We start from the raw sequence: 22,284 nt of genomic DNA, 5'->3' as shown, positions 1-22,284 counted from the left end.
TTTTCGAGACATCCTACTTTTTCATTGTTTATTTGTAGATCACGATTGCTCCGACAGAATTGTCTTTTGCTTGTCCGTTAACACGAACTTTTAATCCGTAATTCCCAGTATTACGTCCAGCATCAGGCATGAACGGATTTGCGAATGACTTACTGTCATCAAACAGAGGTACCCCTGGCTGACTAGCAAGGTTAAGCGTTTGAACACCTGGATAATCAAGGCTCAAAGCTGAAGTTGGATTTAGACCAAACGCAGCATCTGCAATGTGGTAGCGAGAGCTTGCTTCTACACCAGTACTCCATTTCAGGTCATTAATGTGAGCATCAACTACACCAACGAATCCTTCACCAGGGTGAACACCAGTCCAGTTATCTGTATATGTTGGATCAACATACCAAATTACTAATCCACTATCATAGCTCATTAATGAAGCGCCACGACGGATGTTCTTTAGACCCATATCTACGCCAGCATGGTTTCTCCATTCAAGAAGGTAGTAATGGTCACTGTATTTGTTCCCATCAGATTTTGAAAACCCATCTAATGTGAAAGTACCGTTATCTGCTTCTCCTCCATCTTCAAGAAGAGTTGAGCCGTCAGCAGTTACTTTAACATTGTCTACATAAAATCCTTGTTCACTTGTGCCCCAGTCAGTAATGTAACGGAACTTCAGTTGAACTTTTTGTCCAGCGTATTCAGTAAGATCAAACTCTTGTGCAGTCCATCCCTTTGAATCACCAGTAAAACCAGGAAGGTTAGGAGCAATTGTAGGATACGCACCTGAAACAGGATTAGAGTTAGTGTTTGCATTACCTAGAGACTTCCAAGCTGCACCATTATCTGTTGATACTTGGACAAACGCATAATCCCAATCTTTTTCAATCTTATACCAAGAATCAAAATTTAACTTAGCTGAAGTTTTTCCAGTAAGGTCTACTGTAGTTACCATATTTGTATCAATTTCATCCTGTTGTCCGCCCCAGTATTCATAAGAACCAGTAGCCGGAGTATTAACAGGTGTAGCCTTTTGTGGAAGATTTACTTGAATGGCTTGGTTGTTTTGGCCATTTGGTGAGTTAGCCTGATCAAGTAAGAATTGCGTTCCTTTTGTAGACACATCTTTCCATTCTACAGCAGTTGGAGTTGTCCAGTTTCCGCCGATCGTAGACTGATAGAACGATTTTGCCAAAGGAGAGAATCCAGTTGGTTCCGTTCCCGGGATTTTCCCAGCCCATGAACCACCTGACATAATAGACCAGTACCCTACTGGCTCTCCAGTTCCAGAGTAAATCGTGTCATATTCATCCGGATAGCCAAGATCATGTCCGTACTCGTGAGCGAAAACTCCTGTTGCTCCATCTTCAGGCATCATTGTGTAATCATAGAAACCAGGCTTGCCAATTGGGTTTTGGATTGAATTGTCATAACCATCAAGGTCAACAAATTTTGCAGAACGATGAGACCAAACAGCTTTGTCTCCAAGCGAACCACCGCCAGCTTCTTGACCCATACCTGAGTGAATAATCATCAAGTGATCTACTAGACCATCTGGCTCGAGTACATTTCCATCACCATCAAAATCATGCGGATCCTCTGAATCATAGTTTTCAACTGGTACGCCAGCTGCTAAAGCTGCTTTGTAAGTATCTACAACTAGCTGCTTAGACCCGCCTGGTGTTACATTGTCATGACCGCCTGAGGCATTATCTGATCCATAGTAAGCTGCTGTTCCAGGAACTTTCAACCATCCGTATGCTTTTCCTTGAACAGAATATGTACCGCCTGATTGCTGTTCATAGAATTGCTTCATCGAAACGAAGTTTTCACCGTTCGGTCCTTTTACTCCGTTCTCTCCAAAAATCATATCTTCATAGTGTGATAGCGGATAATCCTTATAGTAGTTATCTGTTTCATTAGGCTTGAGGTTGTTATGAGCAAAATCAGAATACTCAACAGCAAGAACTAGAACATTATCTTTTCTAACTTTACCTGTATATTTCGTTTCATCTACAGGGTCTGGTTGTTTTTTATAATGACCGTTCTTTTTACCATTACCATTTAATAGACCATTATTAAACTCTTTAAATTCACGCTGTTTTTCGGCATTTGAAGCCTTTACTTTCGCAGCGAGAGGATCGTTCTCCCTTACTCCGCTTTCTTTTCCCTTAAGCTCTAAATACTGTTGGAGTGCTGCTTCTTTTTGCTTTGCGGAAGCATCCTTCGAAATCACTCCTTGTCTAATGAGTGATTCTATTAATTTATCCTCATTAACAATTGCCGCGTCTAATGCTGAATGTGTGTGACTAGGTTTTCCTTTAACAACCTCATCCATTGCATTTTGTGCCTTAACATTCATTGTTCCTGCGAACAAAGATGATGAGGCTAGTCCAATCGTTAAACCTGTAGCAAGCAAACTCTTTCCCCAAACCTTTTTCTTCTTCCCCAAAACAATCCCTCCTAGTTGTAAAACTATGAATATTCAGAATTTATCGCTTTTAAAATGTACCATATTAGGAAAAAACTGAAACTAGCCTTAAGTACTATACGGGAACAGTTTCTACTAGGTATTTATACTTATTTTTAATATAAAAACGGTTCTTTTCACATAAAAAAGCACCTCATCATTTTGAGGTGCCCCTAAATACTATTTTCTTTTTCTTCGTTTCTTAAGTGGTTCATATATAAAGTTAGTCAGAAACATGTTCAATAATGAAATAATGATGGACGCGAGTAAAGCCATGCCGAAACTGTCTATATTGAACGAGTTTCCCATCAGTTCTGCAGTCAAAGATAAGAGGGCTGCGTTTATGACGATCAGGAATAGCCCTAAAGAAACAATTGTAACGGGCAATGTAAGGATAATCAGCAGCGGTTTTAGGAATACATTAAACAGGGACAAAAGGACACTCGCTAATAATGCAGCTCCGATGTTTTCAATATGAAAACTGTCAAAATATCCGGCCACGACCATTAATGCAATTGTATTGATGAGCAAAGATATGATCCAGTTTCTCATTAAAATTCGCATTCCTCAGGCATGACTGCCATAGCGATAAAATAGACGAGAACTACCGGGAATACGACAGTAAAAATGGCGATTGCCACCGTTGCAAGCCGTATTAATGTTGGATCAACATTCATGTATTCAGCAATACCGCCACATACTCCAGCTATTTTTGCGTCACTTGACCGTTTTAGTTTTTTCATGATGACATTTCACCTCTATTTCGCTTTTAACACCGTGACCGATCCTGTTTTTGCCTCAGCTTCAAGTTTAAATAATGGACAATTTGAGCCTTTATTCGTTGTAAAGGAGAGGTACTTTCTTGTTACTTCCTTCTTTTCCTCTCTTACTTCCACTTTATCCAAGTCACAAACAAACCCGCCGACGATCGTTTTCAATACAGCTTCCAACTCAAGCGTTTCAGGAAATTCTGTTTCTATTTTCCCCGTCACTGTCTTAAATGATGCATACCCCTCAACGGCTGAAGCAAAACGGCAATAGATTGAGCCATTGATCGTTTCAGACCTGACTTGAGCAGCGTCTACTGTTAATCGTACAGGTCCATTCATTGTTTCAGCTTCCACGTCTTTGAACTTACAATCCTGCAGTGTCAGTGAACCATTTGCTGCACTGGCTTTTATCGTTTCACCCGAGCAGTGATTCGCAGCGATCGCACCTACAGTTGTCTTCAACGCGAGATTTTTCGCATGACAATTACTGATTTTCACTGGACCATTAAATGTTGTTACTTTTATATCTTCATACGATTCTTTTGGTATTGAAATAACCGCATTCACCTTTTGATGCTTGTTTCTTGAATAAAAGCGCATCTTTGTTGCATCACAATCGTAAAACGTTTCATTCCTGAATTTCGTTTTCGCAGATGACCCTTCTGCAACTTTATAAACAAGTGCATCACATTCCACCTGAACATCTTTTCGATCCCATGGAATGATGGTTACTGATCCGTTATAAACCTCAATGTCCATTTCCTGAAACATAACATGGCTATCTTGAAATACATAGTGTACAGGTTCGGACGGCCCAAAATTCAAATCAAAATCAACCGTTTTTATCCGTTTAACAACACGATCAAAAAACTTGGCTACTTTATATCCCGAAGACGGTAACTTTACTGCTGTTGCACCATGCACTGCTTTCTTTTTTAAACTTAATGAGTTCATCGCAAGTTTTTTCTTATCGTTTAGTGCATATAGCAATTTTTCGGCTTCTTCCGCAGAAATTTTCCCTTCATTCAGCATGTTTAAAATCATCTTTCGTTCTTCCATGCATTGACGCCTCCTTTTAGATTCCCTAACCGGCGCCGGCTGATTCTAAGATGACTGAGTTTCTTCTCCGGTATTACTTGTACAAAGTTTTTATGAGATTACTACTTTTATTCCTTTAACAATATTCCAGATCGTCACAATTAATGTCAATAACCCAAAAGTCAATCCGCAAATAATAATCGCTGTTAAATTGTATTGTGATTCAAAAACAATAATAATTCCCAGTGGTACAGCTATTACGGGCATTAAATGGGATATAAAAGATTTTTGTGCGTGTTCCGTCACATCATCCTCATCAACAACAAAATAAATAATGATAGGAAAGAGAAACGGAGCAAAAAATAAACTGAAATAACAAAGTGCTGATAATACTTTTTTTGTACTTTGGTTCATAAAACAAACCTCCTGCTGATGGGTACACCAAATAATTTATAGCAAAAGGCATGTGCCTTTTTACTTCGACTTTTTATACAAACTTCCTTTTCCTCTATATCGATTCGACATAACTTCTAAAATTCCGTATGATAATGACAAAATCACCCTAAGGAGCTTACCATTTTGAAAAATGCAAAGACTTTAAAAATATTATTCATATTCATTACTGTTCTCATGACTGCTAGTATTATATTTGGCGTGATTACGGAAAATGCCAAGGATTATAATATAACAGACCGCTTGCTGGCTGGTTTATTTACAACAGGCATGGTGATTTTGTTTAATTACCTGATCTATAAGATCATTTCTAAGATATGGAAATGAATTCCCTCATTTATTTTAAACGAATTTTGAAGATTTGAGGAGAATTTGTTTGAATTTCGTACTTTAAAGGAAAAGATAGATATATACAATAAACAGATTGAGGTGAATCTAAATGACCGATAAAAACAAGAAACAAAAAGGGAAAATGGACAATCCTGAACAGTATGATACAGATAAAGAAAGTCTGTTTGATAAATTTGAAAGTGAACGTAATGTAGATCCCATACCAATGGAGGATTTAAAACAAGAAAAACGAGAAGAAAAAGATAAAAAAGGAACGAAGGATTCTTCATCCAGTGAAAAAAAGTATAAAAAATAGGAAAAACAGTGCTTCTCATAGAGGGGCACTGTTTTATTGTGTGTAGTTATCTTTCTAATATTTCAGATAGGTAAAGGTAAATCGGATATCAGCTAATCCTCTCATTGGATAATTCGCAACAAAGTATAGAAAATTCCCAAAAGAAGAGATCAAACCATTCATCATGATTTGACCTTTTTTATCAGATTAAGTTATTTTGCGAGTTTTTCTTTTTCTTTCACTTTACCGGTCATCCGTTTTTTATCACGTTTTAAAATCGGTGCCAGATAACGGCCTGTATGAGATTCTTCGACTTCTGCCAGCTCTTCTGGTGTGCCTGTCCCAACGATTGTACCACCTTTGTTTCCGCCTTCAGGTCCGAGATCAATAAGATGATCACACTGCTTGATAACATCCAGATTGTGCTCAATAACGAGAACTGAATCTCCGTTGTCTACAAGACGCTGCAGCACGACGAGCAACCGTGAAATGTCATCCACATGAAGTCCTGTTGTTGGTTCGTCGAGGATATAAATCGTCTTACCGGTAGAACGCTTATGAAGCTGCGAAGCCAATTTCACACGCTGCGCTTCACCGCCGGATAATGTCGTGGCTGACTGTCCCAGTTTAATGTAGCCTAACCCAACGTCTAAAATGGTTTGCAGTTTGCGATTAATCTTAGGAATATTCGCGAAAAATTCTACTGAATCTTCGACTGTCATGTTCAAAATGTCGGCAATGTTCATTCCTTTGTACTTCACTTCCAGCGTTTCACGGTTATACCTTTTACCATGACAAATTTCACACGGTACATAAACATCCGGTAAAAAGTGCATTTCGATTTTAATAATCCCGTCACCACGGCAAGCTTCACATCTTCCGCCTTTTACGTTGAACGAGAAACGTCCTTTTTTATAACCGCGAACCTTTGCCTCATTTGTGGCAGCAAAAACATCACGAATATCATCAAAAACGCCTGTATACGTAGCTGGATTGGATCTCGGTGTACGTCCGATCGGTGATTGGTCAATATCGATAACTTTGTCGATGTGCTCAAGACCCTTTATTTCTTTATGAGTTCCTGGCTTATCTTTCGCGCGATGGAGTTTCTGTGCAAGTGCTTTATGCAAGATCTCGTTTACAAGCGTACTTTTTCCGGATCCTGAAACCCCTGTTACTCCCGTAAATAATCCGAGCGGAATCTTCACAGAAACATTTTTCAGATTGTTTTCTGTGGCACCTTTCACTTCTATAAAACGGCCATCAGGTTTACGGCGCTTTTTAGGAAGAGGAATGAATTTCTTGCCTGACAAATACTGGCCTGTAAGAGATTCAGGATCTTCCATAATTTCCTGAGGTGTACCTTTTGAGGTAATCACACCGCCATGTGCACCTGCTCCTGGCCCAATATCAATAATATAATCTGCCGCTAGCATCGTGTCTTCGTCATGTTCAACGACGATCAGCGTGTTCCCAAGGGAACGCATTTCTTCGAGCGTGCGGATCAAACGGTCATTGTCACGCTGGTGAAGCCCGATTGAAGGCTCATCCAGAATATATAGGACTCCCATCAATCTTGAACCGACTTGAGTGGCTAATCGTATACGCTGGGCTTCCCCGCCGGATAGTGTTCCTGCCGCCCTGCTCAATGTAAGATAATCTAATCCAACATTAATCAAGAATCCAGATCGGTCCACGATTTCACGGAGGATCAGCTTAGCGATTGCACGTTCTTTGTTCGTTAAATCAAGATTGTCGAAAAATTCTTTCGCCTCAGTAATAGACATAGCCGTTGTTTGCCCGATATGTTTTCCATTAATGAGTACAGCAAGAGCTTCTTTCTTTAAACGGTGACCCTTACATGTCGGACATGGCTTTTGTGCCATATATCCTTCCATCTGTTCACGGATGTAATCAGAACTCGTCTCGCGGTAACGGCGCTGAATGTTAGCAAGTACGCCTTCAAACTGAATTTCGTTTTTGCGCACTTGACCAAAATCGTTTTTGTAGCGGAAAGTTATAAATTCTTTTCCACTGCCGTTTAAAATCTTATCCATCTGATCTTTTGGCAAGTCTTTTACAGGTGTGTCCATATCGATGCCAAAGTGATTACAAATGCTTTTTAGAAGCTGAGGATAATACTGAGAACTGATTGGTTCCCAAGGTGCAATTGCATTTTCATTAAGTGATAGGCTCCAATCAGGAATGACAAGTTCCGGATCGACTTCCAGTTTCACTCCTAAGCCATCACACGACTGACAGGCACCAAATGGGCTGTTAAACGAAAACAAACGCGGTTCGAGTTCTCCGATCGAAAAACCGCAATAAGGACAAGCATGATTTTGAGAGAATAAGAGTTCTTCTTCCCCCATAACATCAACGATAACACTACCGCTTCCTAGACTGAGAGCAGCCTCCAGGGAATCTGCTAAACGTGTTGCGATCCCTTCTTTTACAACAATCCGGTCGATGACGATTTCAATTGAATGCTTTTTATTTTTTTCAAGCTTAATTTCTTCGGAAACCTCTTGCATTTCCCCATTAATCCGCACGCGAACATAACCCTGTTTTTTAATATCCTCCAGGGTTTTAACATGTTCCCCTTTGCGTCCTGAAACAACAGGTGCCAAAATTTGAAGCTTTGTTCGCTCCGGATATTCCAAAATACGATCTACCATTTGTTCAATCGTCTGGGACGTAATTTCTACGTTATGAACCGGACAAACTGGTCGTCCGACACGCGCAAATAAAAGACGAAGATAATCATAGATTTCTGTAACCGTTCCTACTGTTGAACGAGGGTTACGGCTCGTTGTTTTCTGATCGATTGAAATCGCCGGTGAAAGTCCCTCTATGGAATCAACATCCGGCTTATCCATCTGTCCTAAAAATTGGCGCGCATAAGCAGAAAGTGATTCTACGTAACGGCGCTGGCCTTCAGCATAAATCGTGTCAAAAGCCAATGAAGATTTTCCAGAACCTGATAAGCCAGTTAAAACAACCAGCTTATCTCGTGGAATCGTAATATCTATATTTTTTAAATTATGGGCTCTTGCACCCTTAACAACTATGTTTTGATTGGTAGCCAACTACAATCATCCTTCCGCTTTTAACTCAAGTATGAGGTCACGAAGCTCAGCTGCACGCTCGAACTGAAGGTTCTTTGCGGCATCTTTCATTTCCTTTTCCATTCTTTCGATAAAGGCTTCGCGATCCTTTTTGCTCATCTTTTGCTTAGGAGCTTTTGTGCCGGTGTATGATTCTGTATCTTCAGCTGCTTGAGTGGCACGAATGAGATCACGAACCTCTTTCTTAATTGTTTGAGGTGTAATGCCGTGTTCTTCATTATGTTTCATCTGTTTTTCTCTTCTTCGCTGCGTTTCATCTATTGCAATCTGCATGGATTTCGTAATTTTATCTCCATACATAATAACGTGCCCGTTTGAGTTACGTGCTGCCCGGCCGATCGTCTGAATCAATGACCGTTCAGAGCGAAGGAATCCTTCTTTATCAGCATCTAAAATTGCTACGAGAGAAACTTCCGGAATATCTAAACCTTCTCTTAGAAGGTTGATTCCGACTAGGACATCAAACACTCCCAGACGTAAATCCCTGATGATCTGGATCCGCTCCAGTGTTTTAATCTCTGAGTGCAGGTAACGGACTTTTATACCAAGTTCTACAAAATAATCGGTAAGATCTTCAGACATCTTTTTCGTTAATGTTGTAACGAGCACTCTTTCATTTTTTGCGACTCTCTCATTGATCTCACCAAGCAGGTCATCGATTTGCCCTTTAATCGGACGCACTTCTAGTGTAGGGTCCAGCAGGCCTGTTGGACGAATAATCTGCTCAACAGGATCAGGCGCATGCTCCAGCTCATAAGGACCCGGCGTTGCAGAAACATAGATGTGCTGAAACTTGTATTTTTCAAATTCTTCAAACGTTAATGGACGGTTATCCTTTGCAGAAGGCAGACGGAAGCCGTGCTCCACAAGAACGCTCTTTCTCGCCTGATCTCCGTTATACATCCCTCTGATCTGAGGTAACGTTACGTGAGACTCATCTATTACAATCAGCGAGTCCTCAGGAAAATAATCGAGCAGTGTATAAGGTGTTGATCCTGGCGGTCTAAGTGTCAGATGAACGGAGTAGTTTTCAATGCCTGAACAAAATCCCATTTCAGCCATCATTTCAAGATCATAGCGTGTTCTCTGTTCCAATCGTTGTGCTTCTAACAGCTTACCTGCGTCGTTTAATTCTTTAAGTCGTTCTACGAGTTCCGCTTCGATTCGTTTGATTGCAAGCTTCATTTTCTCTTCACGGGTTACGAAGTGGGAAGCAGGGAAAATAGCAACGTGACTTCGCTCGCCGATTATTTCACCTGTGAGTGCATCTACTTCTGTAATCCGGTCAATTTCATCACCAAAAAACTCTACCCTTAAACAGCGTTCATCGCGTGAAGCCGGGAAGATTTCCACCACATCACCGCGAACACGAAACGTACCCCGCGTAAAATTAATATCATTCCGGTTGTACTGTATGTCTACTAAATCGCGAAGAAGCTGATCACGGTCTTTTTCCATTCCTTCTCGCAAAGAAATTACCATGTCACGATATTCCTCAGGAGAACCTAGACCATAAATGCATGACACACTGGCAACGATAATAACGTCTTTCCGTTCAAAAAGTGACGACGTAGCAGAGTGGCGAAGTTTATCAATTTCGTCATTGATGCTTGCGTCTTTCTCGATGTAAGTATCAGAATGTGCAATGTATGCTTCCGGCTGGTAGTAATCATAATAAGAAACAAAATATTCAACAGCGTTGTTAGGAAAAAATTCTTTAAGTTCACTATAAAGCTGTCCGGCTAGTGTCTTGTTATGAGCAATAACGAGTGTAGGTTTATTTACTTCCTGTATAACGTTAGATACGGTAAACGTCTTCCCTGTCCCTGTTGCACCAAGCAAGGTCATACTTCGTTTACCTTCATTAATATTGTTTACTAGATGGGTTATCGCAGCTGGCTGGTCGCCCTGCGGCTGATAATCCGATTTGATTTGAAACGAATGACTTTCACTCACAAAACCGAACCTCCGTTCCTAATTTCTGGCTACTCAAATTATAGCACAGCACCTTATCAAAAACCTAATAATTACGAACAAATATTCGCAGAAGTTTCTGGAAAGATTTTAAAGTGGTATACTTGAATTTAGGCGCTCTCGGGAAATAAATTGTATGGGGTCTGACCCCATTTCCCGCTTGCATACCAACGGTTGGGGATAAATTGTAGCAGGTGTGTCCCCAAAAAGGAGTAACTTTTAAATGGATTTTATTTATATATTACTAGGGTTGTGCATCGGTATTTTCTCCGGATTCTTCGGGATTGGGGGAGGCTTTATTTTAACTCCTGTACTCATCTTATTTGGAGTCCCTCCATTGTCTGCAATCGGAACAAGCTTAATGTATTCAATTGGAACGAGTGTATCTGGAGTAGCAGCCCATTTGCGTTTTAAAAATATAATTTGGAAAATCGCAATGATCTTAGGATTTTCAGGGGTTGTTGCCACACAGGTAGCACATCCTCTTGTTGTCTGGCTCGATAAAAACGGATATGACGATACGGTCATCCCTGTCTTTTATATATTGCTTCTTGGATACTTTGCTCTTTCCCTGCTTTATAAACAATCAAAACAAAAAACGAATATTAAAAGGGATGGTTATTTGTTTTCCTGGCCAAACGCGATATTTATCGGGTTCACTGGAGGATTCATATCAACTACACTAGGTGTTGGCGGAGGGTTCGTTATGGTACCTCTTCTTATTTCTATGATGAACTTACATTCACGAAAAGCTGTAGGTACAAGCTTGGTAAGCGTGTTTCTAATCGTAACAGCAGGATTCATCACTTATGCATCATCTACACAGTTAGAGTACAAGCTTGGGATTCTTTTAATATTAGGCGCTTTAGTAGGTACACAGCTAGGGGCAAAACTGACAACGATTTATTCAAACGAACACATTCAAAAATATTTAGGAGCCCTTTATATTACAATTTTGAGCTCAGTCATCCTAAAGCTTTTTAACTTCGATAAGACAGGACTTATCGTGATCGGTGTTTATGTATTTTCGATGTTAATTATTTTCTTAAAAGAAATGATCACACATACAAAAAGAAAGACGTCGACCTCTTAAGGACGGCGTCTTTCTTATCTTGATCTTACTTTCTTCTTTTGTTTATCTTACTTTTTTCTTTTGCATATTGTGGATCTTCAAACCTATAAAAAAACCAGCCGCTGTTGATAAACATGCAATGATCTGCAGAGTCACTGGTTGATGCAATCCATCAAATCCAAATAATAAAATCAGTATCGTAATCCCTAAAGGCAAGTATTTTGTAAATAAAACGCGATTAAAAAACAACATAAAAAAAAGTGGCAGCAGTGCCGCAAGAACATATTCCATCATGAAACAAATTGACCCCTCTCATCAAACCATGAAAAAAACAAAATCGTAAACGATCATATATACCTTTATAAATTTAACAAAACTACCTATATTAAAACAAGGAAATTGTGACGGGAAATAAATTGTTTGGGGTCAGACCCCATTTCCCGCTGAAACTTTATGTTTCGAAGAACGTACAGTAGGATATTGGGTACTAACTGCGAATATCCTATCCATAAATGTATAAAGGAGATGGTTTATATGTTGAAGAAATTAATTAAATCTTTATTAGGTCATAGCAGCCATAAAAAATACAGCAGTTCAGGCTACAAACATAAAAAAAGCTATCACAAGTACAGCAGCAGTGATTATGGCAAAAAACACTATGGTGGTCACGGTCATAAACATTATAAGAAAAAACACAAAAGCAGTTTTTTTAGCAGCTGACACCATTGATGTTCACAGAATTTCGAAAGACTCTTCAACGTTTATGGTATGACCGACCATTAAAGCCTGGTCATACCCTAGAGCATCGCTATACTATACTGGAAGTTCTCGGTATGGGGAGTTACGGTATCACGTATTTGGCTTCAGATCAGAAAACAAACACAAAAGTTGTTTTAAAACAGCTCCGAACGACGAAAGCCAGAACAGCCAGTGGTCTGAGATCTTTTAAACGGGAATCTATCATTTTAGAAACCTTGCAGCATCCCCGGGTCCCTCGACTATTGGATGTTTTCGAAAATGAGAACAATCATTTTATTGTGATGGAGTGGATTCAGGGGAAAACATTTGAGGATCTTATTTTTCGCAAAGATCATAAGTACTCAGAAAAAGACACCATCCGGATCTTGGTGGAGCTCTTAACAATTGTAGAAACTTTTCATGAGAAAGGGATTATTCATCGTGATCTGAGGATTCCCAATATTATTGAACGAAACGGTAAACTCCACATTATCGATTTCGGTCTTGCTTGTTTTTTAACCGATCAAGAAGATCTGGAACCTAATGAACATCCTGAAAAACTTCGTATGCGAGCAGTCGCAATGAAAAGCGACCTTTTTGCACTCGGGCATTTCGCCTTGTTCCTGCTCTATTCTACCTATGAACCTTTATCTAGAAAGGAAAGAGGCTGGCAAGAAGAATTGGACATCTCACTGTCATTTAAAACTATACTTCGCAAAATGCTGCAACTCGACGAACCATTTCAGTCTGCATGCGAAGCGCGGATCGCATTAGAAAAAATATAAAAAAGCCCGTAAACAACAGGGCTTTTTTATATTAATTTGCTTTGTTTTTCCCCCAAAACTCTTCATACTCTTTTTCATGTTTTGTAGTAACGGATAGATTATGTAATGCATTATGAAATTGCTGATAATCTAAGGTGAAAAGAAAAAGATCTTCAAATCCGCTGGCCGTAAAAACGCCAAATTCCCAAACTGCTTTGTAATCCCGCTCATTAAGAGATTTTGCCATTAAATCGAGAACCTTCAGTATTTCTGTACACACAATAACGTTATCTTTTGCATAATGACGAATATAACCAAAAGAATGATAAAGATAATGGCTGAATTCCCTTTCTTGCAAAACCACTCGAAGGTTATTGTTATGATCCACTAAATACTTCGAAAAGGTCGAACTGCGTGATATGGAGGAAAGTACTTCTCCAAGCTGATAGATGGCATTTGTTGCTGTTTTCGGATCATAATTTCCTAATGAGCGGATTGACACTTCAACTAACTTGTTGATACTGAACTCTATATCCTGAACTTCAGTTTGTTTTCTTCCAATACTAATAAAAGCCATATATTTTTGTTCATTAACTTTATTATCGTCTTTTTTCCAATACGTAATGATTGGTGTTGAAGCAAACACATAGCTTCCAATCGAATATTCCAGCTGTACTACAATATCGTCTTTTTCGGCTTCCTCAATAATAGAGTGAAAATCAATCAGTTTAATATAGCCAGACTTTCCAGCATTGATTGAGTAGCCTCTCTCCTCACATATATCACTGTTAACTGTACTCAGATCATTTACTTTAAATGGATCTACTTCATTTTCTAACGTATTTTTCACGATAGATAAGGCTTCTTTTTTCATATCGTGTGTCATCTGATTAACCTGCAGCCATGCGACAGCGTGATTAATAAAAAAGATAAATGTTCCCATGGAGAGAGCAGCAATAATTGCTGCGACAACAGGTACAGCAAAATAAAATTCCGCGAGCCTTTTATTCAAAAATAGAAAAGAAATTAACATATAGGCAAAACTGGCAGTAAATATTCCAAGCACTCGCTGTGTTGATTTACTAGCAATAAAATTTTTCAGCGTGCGTGGTGAAAACTGTCCCGAGAATGTAGTAAAAACAACCAGTATTAAGTTAAACGTAAAGGTAGTCAGCGTTAAAATGGCAGCCGTAAGTGTTCCGACCAATTGAAGAGTAAGATCATAGTCCACTGCAAAAAATGGATGCATTTGATTTCCGAGATGATATTTAAGATCGGACGTCAAGGTAGCTATGACTAACAAAGAAGATAATAAAACGTAGAGAACGGGCGTAAACCACATATTCGATTGAACGGAATGAGATAGTTCCCTTTCAGACATCCTCGTATATTTCTTTAAATAATTATCCATGAATTTCATTCTAAACATATATGCATCCCCTTTTATGTAAAACACGATTTTCATAACACAAGACCTACTTATTTTGCCCTAAATAAAAAAACTAAAACTAAAACTAAAAACCAACTTACTGTTTATAGCAATATGATAAAAAGAAGACACAAATTAAATAAATGTGAGGTAACGTGGAATTATCGAAATTAACGTGGATATATTGGATATTACCGTGGAATTAAAAAAAGATGATAGCTTCATATAATTAGAAACCACATAGATTTGAGGATAACACGACCTATTTAACGGTGTTGTCCTGGATTTTCTATAAAAATCGCGAGCAAAAGGGGAAAAAGGGCTTCAAAATAACAAAAAAACGACTCAAAGAGGTAATTTCTTTTTGAGTCGCCCTGTCAGAACATCAGGTTTTATCTATTTTTCATTATCAGGATATTTATATGAAGATGGCTCAGGGTGGTAACGGTATTTTTCTAAATTCACTGTGCTTTTTCCTTTAAATCGTATTCCTTCACGTTCCAGCAATGCTTTTTGTGTAAAAGCTCCTTCGTCATCTTGTATGCCGATCTCGCCTTTTATATTGATTACCCGGTGCCAAGGTAGATCGTATTTCCGGCTCATCGAATGGAGGATGCGTACAACTTGCCGTGCGCCTCTCGGACTTCCTGCAAGATTGGCAATCTGTCCAAAAGTCATCACGTACCCTGATGGTATGTTTTTTATAATCTGGATAACCCTCTCCGTAAATCCTTCCACCTTTCCATCACCCCGTATATATAATTCATAAAGAATACTTGGCTGGCGCCAAATCTTAAAGTAAAAAAAGAGTGTTAAATCATTTAAGACTCAACACTCTCTCATTATTATTGATACATCAACTGACGCTGTTTTTTCAACTCATCGTTTTCCAAGTATTCGTCATATGACATTTGCTTATCGATAATTCCTTTAGGTGTAATTTCGATAATACGGTTCGCAATTGTATGAACGAACTGATGGTCATGCGAAGTGAAGAGCAATGAACCTTTGTAATTGATTAAACCGTTGTTTAACGCTGTGATTGATTCTAGATCCAAGTGGTTTGTTGGGTCATCCATCAACAATACATTACTTCCGCTCAGCATCATCTTAGAAAGCATACAGCGCACTTTCTCTCCTCCAGACAATACAGAAGGTTTCTTGTTTACTTCTTCACCAGAGAATAACATACGGCCAAGGAATCCACGAAGGAAGCTTTCTGTTTGATCTTCTGGAGAATACTGACGAAGCCATTCAACAAGAGTCGGCTCACTACCGTCAAAGTACTTCGTGTTATCACGAGGGAAGTACGCTTGCGAAGTCGTAACACCCCACTTATAAGTTCCGCTGTCCGCTTCCATTTCACCCATCAAGATCTTGAATAAAGTTGTGATCGCGATTTCTTCTTTACCAACAAATGCGATTTTATCTTCTTTATTGACTACAAAGCTCACGTTATTTAGAACTTTTACACCATCAACTGTTTTTGTTAATCCTTCTACACGAAGAAGATCATTTCCGATTTCACGGTTGATTCCAAATTGTACATATGGGTATTTACGTGAAGATGGTCTGATGTCATCTAATGAGATTTTATCTAAAAGCTTTTTACGAGAAGTTGCTTGCTTTGATTTAGATGCATTGGCACTAAATCGAGCAACGAACGCTTGAAGTTCTTTAATCTTCTCTTCTTTTTTCTTGTTTTGGTCTTGTGCCATTCTTAAAGCTAATTGAGAGGATTCATACCAAAAATCGTAGTTCCCCACATAGATTTGAATTTTACCAAAATCAAGGTCAGCCATGTGTGTACACACTTTGTTTAAGAAGTGGCGGTCATGGGATACGACGATTACGGTATTCTCAAAATTAATTAGGAAGTCTTCCAACCATTGAATTGCTTGAAGATCCAAGCCGTTCGTAGGCTCATCCAGCAATAGGACATCTGGCTTTCCAAAAAGTGTTTGTGCAAGTAAAACTTTTACTTTTTCAGAACCAGTTAGTTCAGCCATCTTTTTCGTATGAAGGTTTTCACTAATTCCTAGTCCTTTTAGAAGGATTGCAGCTTCAGATTCAGCTTCCCAACCGTTAAGCTCAGCAAATTCTCCTTCAAGCTCAGCTGCACGCATTCCATCTTCATCAGAGAAATCAGCTTTCATATAAATCGCATCTTTTTCTTTCATTACTTCATATAGACGAGCGTGACCCATAATAACCGTCTGCATAACTTCTTGCTCTTCGTATTCGAAATGGTTCTGTTTCAAAACCGCTAAACGCTCGCCTGGCGTCATGTGAACGTCACCTGTTTGAGCCTCGATCTCACCAGATAAGATTTTCAAAAATGTAGATTTCCCCGCACCATTCGCACCGATCAAACCATAGCAGTTGCCTGGTGTGAACTTTATATTAACGTCTTCAAACAGCTTACGGTCGCCATAACGAAGACCCACGTTAGTTACTGTAATCATGTAGACTTCTCTCCTTTTATATAAAACATAGCCTTAACAGCTTACTGTCAGGCATCGTTAAATGCATAAGTTCCAATTCAGCATCATACAAAAATGCATACTTATTGATTGTATCATAAATAATCATTCTCAACTTTACAATCTTGCTCACTGAACCAATTATTTAATCAAAAAATTAGAAAACCAGCAAAATGCTGTTTTGATTTTCTCGGGTCAAGCACACTGAACATGTGAAGCCTGACCATATAGATTGTTGACCGTGGATATATCGTTGGTAGAGCCTTATTAAGGCAGAAAAAGTTCTTATTCTTATGTTTTGAAGATGGAATGATCCATCTTCTTCCGTATTGGTCTTATTTCCGGTCAGTTTTTCACCTTTTTTGACTGGAATCAGGGATTTTAATTCACGTTCTCGAAAAAATAATACGATCATTTTGACGAACAACTATTCATATGTCTAGTCTTTTATCATTTCTTAATCATCGGCTATTTTGAACATCGGTGTTAAAATGGCAAAGAAAATCTCGACACTCCTACGGAAAAACGGGCTACCGAGACCCCGCAGGAGGTATGACGAGGAGGCTTGGCGGTTCGTCCGAGGAAAGGGAGTGTATTTTCTGACTTCAAAGAATTATCAACACTTTTAATTAACAGAGCCTAATCAATAATAAAAGCCCAAAAGGTCAACGCCTTTTGAGCTCTCATGCACTTTATAAAGCTGGAGTTGTTGGAGCTTGTGTTTTGTCTTTTTTCATTAACACATATTGACTGCCAAGCATAAGTACGAATGCGACAACACCGATGACACTGGCAATGCCTTCTGGATAGATGAGCAAAAATCCAATAACAACGGCCGCTGCTCTTTCCAGCCAGTTCAGTGCTCTCATCCAATAACCAATCATCCCTGCCCCGATCGCAATCATTCCTACAAATGCGGTCGACACTACCCAAACCGCTTCCATCCAGTTCGTATCGATCAGCATCAGCTGAGGCGAGATAACAAAAATGTACGGAATGATGAAAGCGGCAATGGCGAGCTTCGATGATATGATACCGGTTCGTATCGGTTCCCCACCTGAAATTCCTGCTGCCGCAAAAGCAGCAAGCGCAACGGGTGGTGTGATATCCGCAATAATACCAAAATAGAAAACGAACATGTGAGCAGATAATGCCGGAACGCCAAACAAAAGAATCGCTGGTGCTGCAATCGTTGATGTAATAACGTAGTTTGCTGTTGTCGGAGATCCCATCCCTAATATTAAAGAAGCGATCATTGTTAAAATCAGCGTTGGAATTAAATATCCGCCTGAAAGGTCCAGCAATCCATTTGCAAGCTTAAGACCAACACCTGTTACAGTTACAACACCAACGATCATTCCAGCTGCAGCTGTTGCGGCAGCGACACCTAGAGCTGTCCGAGCTCCATCAGCTAATGCTTCAATAAAAAGTTTCGGTCCCATTCTTGTTTGTTTATTAAACAACCCAACGATAATAGCACTCACGATCGACCAAAGAGCAGCTCTCGTGACACTCATACCATCCATTAACAAGTAAACCACAACAAAAATCGGAATCAAAAGGTAGAGCTGTTTTAATACTCTCTTTGTTTCCGGCATTTCTTCTTTCGTTAATCCTCTTAATCCGATTCGTTTTGCTTCGAAATGGGTCATGATCCAAATACCCGCAAAATAGAGAATGGCAGGAATAGCTGCTGCTTTCGCGATGTCCCAGTATGTAATGCCTCCCCCTATAAATTCAACCATCAAGAAAGCTGCTGCCCCCATGACTGGCGGCATGATCTGTCCGCCGGTAGATGAAGCTGCTTCAACAGCTCCAGCAAATTCTTTTTTATAACCTAGCCTTTTCATCATCGGAATCGTAAACGCCCCGGAAGTTACAACGTTTGCAACCGAGCTTCCGCTGATGGTTCCTTGCAAAGCACTAGAGAAAATGGCTACTTTTGCAGGACCGCCGATTCTACGACCGGCAATTACAATTGACAAGTCATTAAAATATTCTCCGACACCTGTTTTGACGAGAAATGCGCCAAACAGTAAAAATAAGAAAATATAAGTAGAAGAAACCGCTAACGGTGTTCCTAAAATACCTTCCGTTGTAAAAAACATCGTTCTAACGATCCGCTCGATTGTCAGCCCTTTATGTTCTAAAAACCCTGGCATGTAAGGTCCGAAATAGGCGTACATCAAAAACAGGGCAGCGATAATCGTGATTGGAAGTCCGACTACACGCCTTGTTGCTTCTAATACAAGAATAATAGCGAGTAAACCAATGATAAAGTCCGGTGTTGTCAGCCTTCCCACACGCATAACTAAATCATCCATAAATAAATACCAATAAGATCCTACGGCAATCGATAGGATTGCGAGCAGCATATCATACCAGGCAACCTGAAACCGCGCTGGTTTTTGACGTTTCTTTTTTGTTGCCGGAAATAACAAAAAGATTAGTGTTAAGGCAAATCCTAGATGAATCGTCCGTTGGAGCTGTGCAGCTAACACACCAAAAATGGCAGTGTACAGCTGAAATAAAGAAAATGCTACAAGTCCGATTAAGGTGATCCAATAAAGAGCGCCTTTCAGCTTTCGAAAGCCGGCTTCAGGATCGTATTTTTCCATTAATTCCTGTACAGCTTCATCAGAAATCGTTTGTTCTGGTGTATGTTTATTGTTCTCCAAGAACTTTACCTCCCATCATCCATTGCCAAAAGTTCAAGTGATCCGTTTTGATCCTCACCCAAGAACCTGGTTTACTAAACTCTGAAAACGGATATTTTTTTCCTTTAATAATAAATGTATGATTCGATATAATTTGCCCTACCCGGACATTCAATTCAGTAAAATGACGGTTCATATGCGACAAAATATACTTTCCGTCTTTTTCAATAAACTTTTCACGACCTGTTGCACCTGAAGGCATACCAATCCCAAATTCCTCGAACTGCATCTCGGTTTGAATAATCTCACCTTTTTTGTTCGTATGATACGTTTCGAGAACAGGTGTTTTGTGAATCGAGTGAATATACTTCACACTAAACGGGTTATTCGGTTTCATTTTAAAATAAGCCAGACGTTCTCCAGAATTTCCGTCTTCCACAACAACAGATGAAATAAACGGATATGTAAGAGCAGCGGTAATGCTCGCAAGAAGGAGAATGATTATAATAAGTCTTTTCATAAGAAGACATGGACTAAAGAAAACTCTTCAGTCCATGATTACACTTTCTTATTTAAGAATTCCTTTTTCTTTGAAATACTTCTTAGCTCCTGGATGGAAATCGATGCCCATACCTTCTACCGCTTTTTCAGCCTTAATCAGCTTCCCTTTTGCATGACTGATCTTGTCAGTATTATCAAAGATTGCCTTCGTAATTTGATACACGTCATCTTCCTTCATATCTTTACGAACAGCTAACATCGAAAGTACAGCAACTGTTTTCACATCTTGATCCAGTTTATACGTACCGCTTTTTACAACATCCTCAATGTAATAAGGATATTCTTTCATTAATTCTTTGACCTTATCTTCCGCAATCGGAATAATCGTTACAGGATTAGTTGCTGATAGTGCTTCAACAGCACCTGTTGGTGTTCCTGCAGTAATGAATGCTGCTTGAATATTTCCATCTTGAATTCCTTCAGCTGATTCATCGAAAGATAAATGCTGTGCTTTAAGGTCATCCATTTTCATTCCGTGAACTTTAAGGATTTGCTCAGCATTAGCGAATGTACCGCTTCCAGGCGCCCCAACCGAAACTTTTTTCCCTTTTAAATCTTCAACACTTTTAATGCCGCTGTCTTTCAGTGTTACAATTTGAATCGTTTCTGGATATAACGTTCCGATCCCGGCAATTTGATCGACTTTCTCTTTAAACATTTCTTTACCTTCTGCCGCATAACTTGCAATATCAGTCTGTGTAAAAGCAATGTCAGCATCTCCGTCTTGCAGCAGCTGCATATTTTCTACAGATGCTCCTGATGCTTGAGAGTTCGCTTCAACTCCCAGTTCCTTTTTCACAATTTTAGCCATTTCTCCGCCTAGCGGATAATATGTACCACCTGTACCACCTGTAACAATACTGATTCTGTCTACACTAAGACCTTTGTCTCCAGACTTTTCTTTCTCAGAACTTGTTTCAATTTTTTGATTACAAGCTGCCAATGAAATCACTACCAACAACGCCATTAAAAATGAAATCCCCTTTTTCATCATTAGTGATAATTTCCTCCTTTTGGAATTTAAGTTTTTTTTAGTTTAGCATAAATCATCAAAAAATGCAGAATAATCGAACTTTTTAAACGACTTTTTTTCACTACATTATTTTGTAGAATAATAACAGTCTGCTGAACCAATCATGCGGAGCCGTTATTTTACATTTCTCAATGTAGAGAATAAAATGAAAGTTATCATCAACTGATGTAATTGTGAGGTGAATGAATGCTAGGTTTATTAATAGGTTTTGGAGGTATTATTGGAGCGCTGCTTCGTTACTATTTAGGGATTTGGTCTTTGGGTTGGACAAACACCATTTTCCCGATTGGAACGTTTACAGCCAATATGATTGGCTCGTTCATCTTAGGCTGGTTAACAACAAGAATTATTCATCATCAAGTCGTTCATCCCTATCTTGCGACGGCAGTTGGCACAGGTATCATCGGTTCTTTTACAACCTTTTCCACTTTTAGTGTAGAATCAGTGCAGCTCATCCAAACAGGGCATTGGCAGATCGCAATTCTATATGTTTTTTTAAGTTTAGTCGGAGGATTATTCATGTCATGGTTCGGCTTTAGAATTGGAAAAATCTTTTCACAAAATAAAAATGGGGAGAGTAAGGAAGCATTATGATTGCAGCAAGTGCGTTCGTAGCAGCTGGCGGTTTTTTGGGAGCTATATGCCGCTTTTCGACAACTAAGTGGATTTCTAAAAATTGGCCATCAGAACTTCCAATTGCTACTCTACTGATAAATATTGCCGGATCTTTTTTGTTAGGAATCATTATAGGCTCAGGAATCAATCATTCTGCTGTCCTGTTTTTGGGAACGGGTTTCATGGGAGCTTTTACGACATTTTCAACCTTCAAGCTGGAAAATATCCAGCTGCACGCAAATCGTAAACGAAACGTGATGATTCAATACCTTGTTTTTAGTTACATGGGTGGCATCCTGTTTGCTTTTTTAGGATTAACAATCGGTATCAAACTATTATAAAAATGAAGAGCTGTTTCATAAACTTTTTGGCTAATAGAATGTGGAGTGAGTGATTTCCGTTCCTTGATGCTCGCTTTCCACGGGAGAGCCTTTAGAAAAGTTCCAAATAAAAAAGGCGACCGAAGTCACCCCGCATAAA

At 39.3% G+C, this 22,284-nt stretch carries 21 protein-coding genes; 7 read left to right on the top strand and 14 right to left on the bottom strand.

The genetic code is table 11. The annotated features are described in order from the left end of the window. Nucleotides 1–28: 28 nt before the first annotated feature. The 5 genes from RGB74_RS03710 to RGB74_RS03690 form a co-directional block, all read right to left on the bottom strand. Nucleotides 29–2,446, bottom strand: a complete 2,418-nt coding sequence (locus RGB74_RS03710; protein WP_310761649.1) for an immune inhibitor A domain-containing protein — start codon at nt 2,444–2,446, stop codon at nt 29–31. 198 nt (nt 2,447–2,644) lie between these two features. Continuing rightward, the gene (locus tag RGB74_RS03705) at nt 2,645–3,016 is read right to left on the bottom strand and encodes a phage holin family protein (RefSeq protein ID WP_310761648.1); all 372 of its coding nucleotides are present in this window, start codon (nt 3,014–3,016) and stop codon (nt 2,645–2,647) included. Next, nucleotides 3,016–3,207 (bottom strand): PspC domain-containing protein, encoded by a 192-nt coding sequence (locus tag RGB74_RS03700; protein ID WP_310761647.1) that lies wholly within the window; start codon nt 3,205–3,207, stop codon nt 3,016–3,018. Before RGB74_RS03700 ends, RGB74_RS03705 begins: the two co-directional genes overlap by 1 nt. A gap of 15 nt (nt 3,208–3,222) precedes the next feature. Next, on the bottom strand, nt 3,223–4,293 hold the full coding sequence (locus RGB74_RS03695; RefSeq protein ID WP_310761646.1) for a DUF4097 family beta strand repeat-containing protein: 1,071 nt from the start codon (nt 4,291–4,293) through the stop codon (nt 3,223–3,225). Between the two features lie 90 nt (nt 4,294–4,383). Then, the gene (locus tag RGB74_RS03690) at nt 4,384–4,686 is read right to left on the bottom strand and encodes a magnetosome magnetite crystal formation protein family (protein ID WP_310761645.1); all 303 of its coding nucleotides are present in this window, start codon (nt 4,684–4,686) and stop codon (nt 4,384–4,386) included. Between the two features lie 165 nt (nt 4,687–4,851). Here RGB74_RS03690 and RGB74_RS03685 point away from each other — a divergent pair, with 165 nt between their 5' ends. Beyond that, nucleotides 4,852–5,052 carry a hypothetical protein gene (locus RGB74_RS03685; protein ID WP_310761644.1) on the top strand — a complete coding sequence of 67 codons (201 nt, stop codon included), beginning with the start codon at nt 4,852–4,854 and terminating at the stop codon, nt 5,050–5,052. A 112-nt stretch (nt 5,053–5,164) separates the two neighbouring features. After that, a complete protein-coding gene (locus tag RGB74_RS03680; RefSeq protein ID WP_310761643.1) occupies nt 5,165–5,371 on the top strand; it encodes a hypothetical protein in 207 nt (68 codons plus the stop codon). Between the two features lie 191 nt (nt 5,372–5,562). Here the strand turns inward: RGB74_RS03680 and uvrA are convergent, their stop codons facing one another. Together uvrA and uvrB are read right to left on the bottom strand one after the other, a co-directional pair. Next, complete coding sequence (uvrA, locus tag RGB74_RS03675; RefSeq protein WP_396136013.1) at nt 5,563–8,439, bottom strand: excinuclease ABC subunit UvrA; 2,877 nt, start codon at nt 8,437–8,439, stop codon at nt 5,563–5,565. A 6-nt stretch (nt 8,440–8,445) separates the two neighbouring features. After that, nucleotides 8,446–10,434, bottom strand: coding sequence for an excinuclease ABC subunit UvrB (uvrB, locus tag RGB74_RS03670; protein WP_310761642.1), 1,989 nt, complete (start codon nt 10,432–10,434; stop codon nt 8,446–8,448). 241 nt (nt 10,435–10,675) lie between these two features. Here uvrB and RGB74_RS03665 point away from each other — a divergent pair, with 241 nt between their 5' ends. Continuing rightward, nucleotides 10,676–11,545, top strand: a complete 870-nt coding sequence (locus RGB74_RS03665) for a sulfite exporter TauE/SafE family protein (protein WP_310761641.1) — start codon at nt 10,676–10,678, stop codon at nt 11,543–11,545. 42 nt (nt 11,546–11,587) lie between these two features. Here the strand turns inward: RGB74_RS03665 and RGB74_RS03660 are convergent, their stop codons facing one another. Further along, nucleotides 11,588–11,818, bottom strand: coding sequence for a DUF2198 family protein (locus RGB74_RS03660; RefSeq protein ID WP_310761640.1), 231 nt, complete (start codon nt 11,816–11,818; stop codon nt 11,588–11,590). A gap of 240 nt (nt 11,819–12,058) precedes the next feature. Between RGB74_RS03660 and RGB74_RS03655 the strand changes: the two genes are divergently transcribed. Both RGB74_RS03655 and RGB74_RS03650 read left to right on the top strand, forming a co-directional pair. Then, complete coding sequence (locus RGB74_RS03655) at nt 12,059–12,244, top strand: hypothetical protein (RefSeq protein WP_310761639.1); 186 nt, start codon at nt 12,059–12,061, stop codon at nt 12,242–12,244. An 8-nt stretch (nt 12,245–12,252) separates the two neighbouring features. Further along, nucleotides 12,253–13,047: a serine/threonine protein kinase gene (locus tag RGB74_RS03650; protein WP_310761638.1), complete on the top strand. Its 795-nt coding sequence runs from the start codon at nt 12,253–12,255 to the stop codon at nt 13,045–13,047. A gap of 31 nt (nt 13,048–13,078) precedes the next feature. On the opposite strand, the gene RGB74_RS03645 is transcribed toward RGB74_RS03650, so the two are convergent. The 6 genes from RGB74_RS03645 to RGB74_RS03620 all read right to left on the bottom strand — a co-directional run bounded on the left by RGB74_RS03645 (nt 13,079) and on the right by RGB74_RS03620 (nt 21,150). Continuing rightward, complete coding sequence (locus tag RGB74_RS03645; RefSeq protein WP_310761637.1) at nt 13,079–14,455, bottom strand: DUF2254 domain-containing protein; 1,377 nt, start codon at nt 14,453–14,455, stop codon at nt 13,079–13,081. A 396-nt stretch (nt 14,456–14,851) separates the two neighbouring features. After that, complete coding sequence (locus tag RGB74_RS03640) at nt 14,852–15,193, bottom strand: MGMT family protein (RefSeq protein ID WP_310761636.1); 342 nt, start codon at nt 15,191–15,193, stop codon at nt 14,852–14,854. A gap of 107 nt (nt 15,194–15,300) precedes the next feature. Beyond that, nucleotides 15,301–16,920, bottom strand: a complete 1,620-nt coding sequence (locus RGB74_RS03635; RefSeq protein ID WP_310761635.1) for an ABC-F family ATP-binding cassette domain-containing protein — start codon at nt 16,918–16,920, stop codon at nt 15,301–15,303. A 710-nt stretch (nt 16,921–17,630) separates the two neighbouring features. Then, the gene (locus RGB74_RS03630; protein ID WP_310762784.1) at nt 17,631–19,556 is read right to left on the bottom strand and encodes a TRAP transporter permease; all 1,926 of its coding nucleotides are present in this window, start codon (nt 19,554–19,556) and stop codon (nt 17,631–17,633) included. A 46-nt stretch (nt 19,557–19,602) separates the two neighbouring features. Beyond that, on the bottom strand, nt 19,603–20,115 hold the full coding sequence (locus RGB74_RS03625; RefSeq protein ID WP_310761634.1) for a DUF1850 domain-containing protein: 513 nt from the start codon (nt 20,113–20,115) through the stop codon (nt 19,603–19,605). Nucleotides 20,116–20,163: 48 nt separating this feature from the next. Next, the gene (locus RGB74_RS03620; protein WP_310761633.1) at nt 20,164–21,150 is read right to left on the bottom strand and encodes a TAXI family TRAP transporter solute-binding subunit; all 987 of its coding nucleotides are present in this window, start codon (nt 21,148–21,150) and stop codon (nt 20,164–20,166) included. A 225-nt stretch (nt 21,151–21,375) separates the two neighbouring features. Between RGB74_RS03620 and crcB (RGB74_RS03615) the strand changes: the two genes are divergently transcribed. Together crcB (RGB74_RS03615) and crcB (RGB74_RS03610) are read left to right on the top strand one after the other, a co-directional pair. Next, nucleotides 21,376–21,783 carry a fluoride efflux transporter CrcB gene (gene crcB, locus RGB74_RS03615; protein WP_310761632.1) on the top strand — a complete coding sequence of 136 codons (408 nt, stop codon included), beginning with the start codon at nt 21,376–21,378 and terminating at the stop codon, nt 21,781–21,783. Next, nucleotides 21,780–22,145 (top strand): fluoride efflux transporter CrcB, encoded by a 366-nt coding sequence (gene crcB / locus RGB74_RS03610; RefSeq protein ID WP_310761631.1) that lies wholly within the window; start codon nt 21,780–21,782, stop codon nt 22,143–22,145. The genes crcB (RGB74_RS03615) and crcB (RGB74_RS03610) overlap by 4 nt, the downstream gene beginning before the upstream one ends. The last annotated feature ends 139 nt before the right edge of the window (nt 22,146–22,284 follow it).

Origin of the sequence: Bacillus sp. NEB1478, assembly GCF_031582965.1 — a bacterium.
In the GTDB taxonomy this organism is placed as follows: domain Bacteria; phylum Bacillota; class Bacilli; order Bacillales; family Fictibacillaceae; genus Fictibacillus.
The sequence above is the reverse complement of the archived record's forward strand: the minus strand, read 5'-3'. Positions and strand labels throughout refer to the sequence as shown.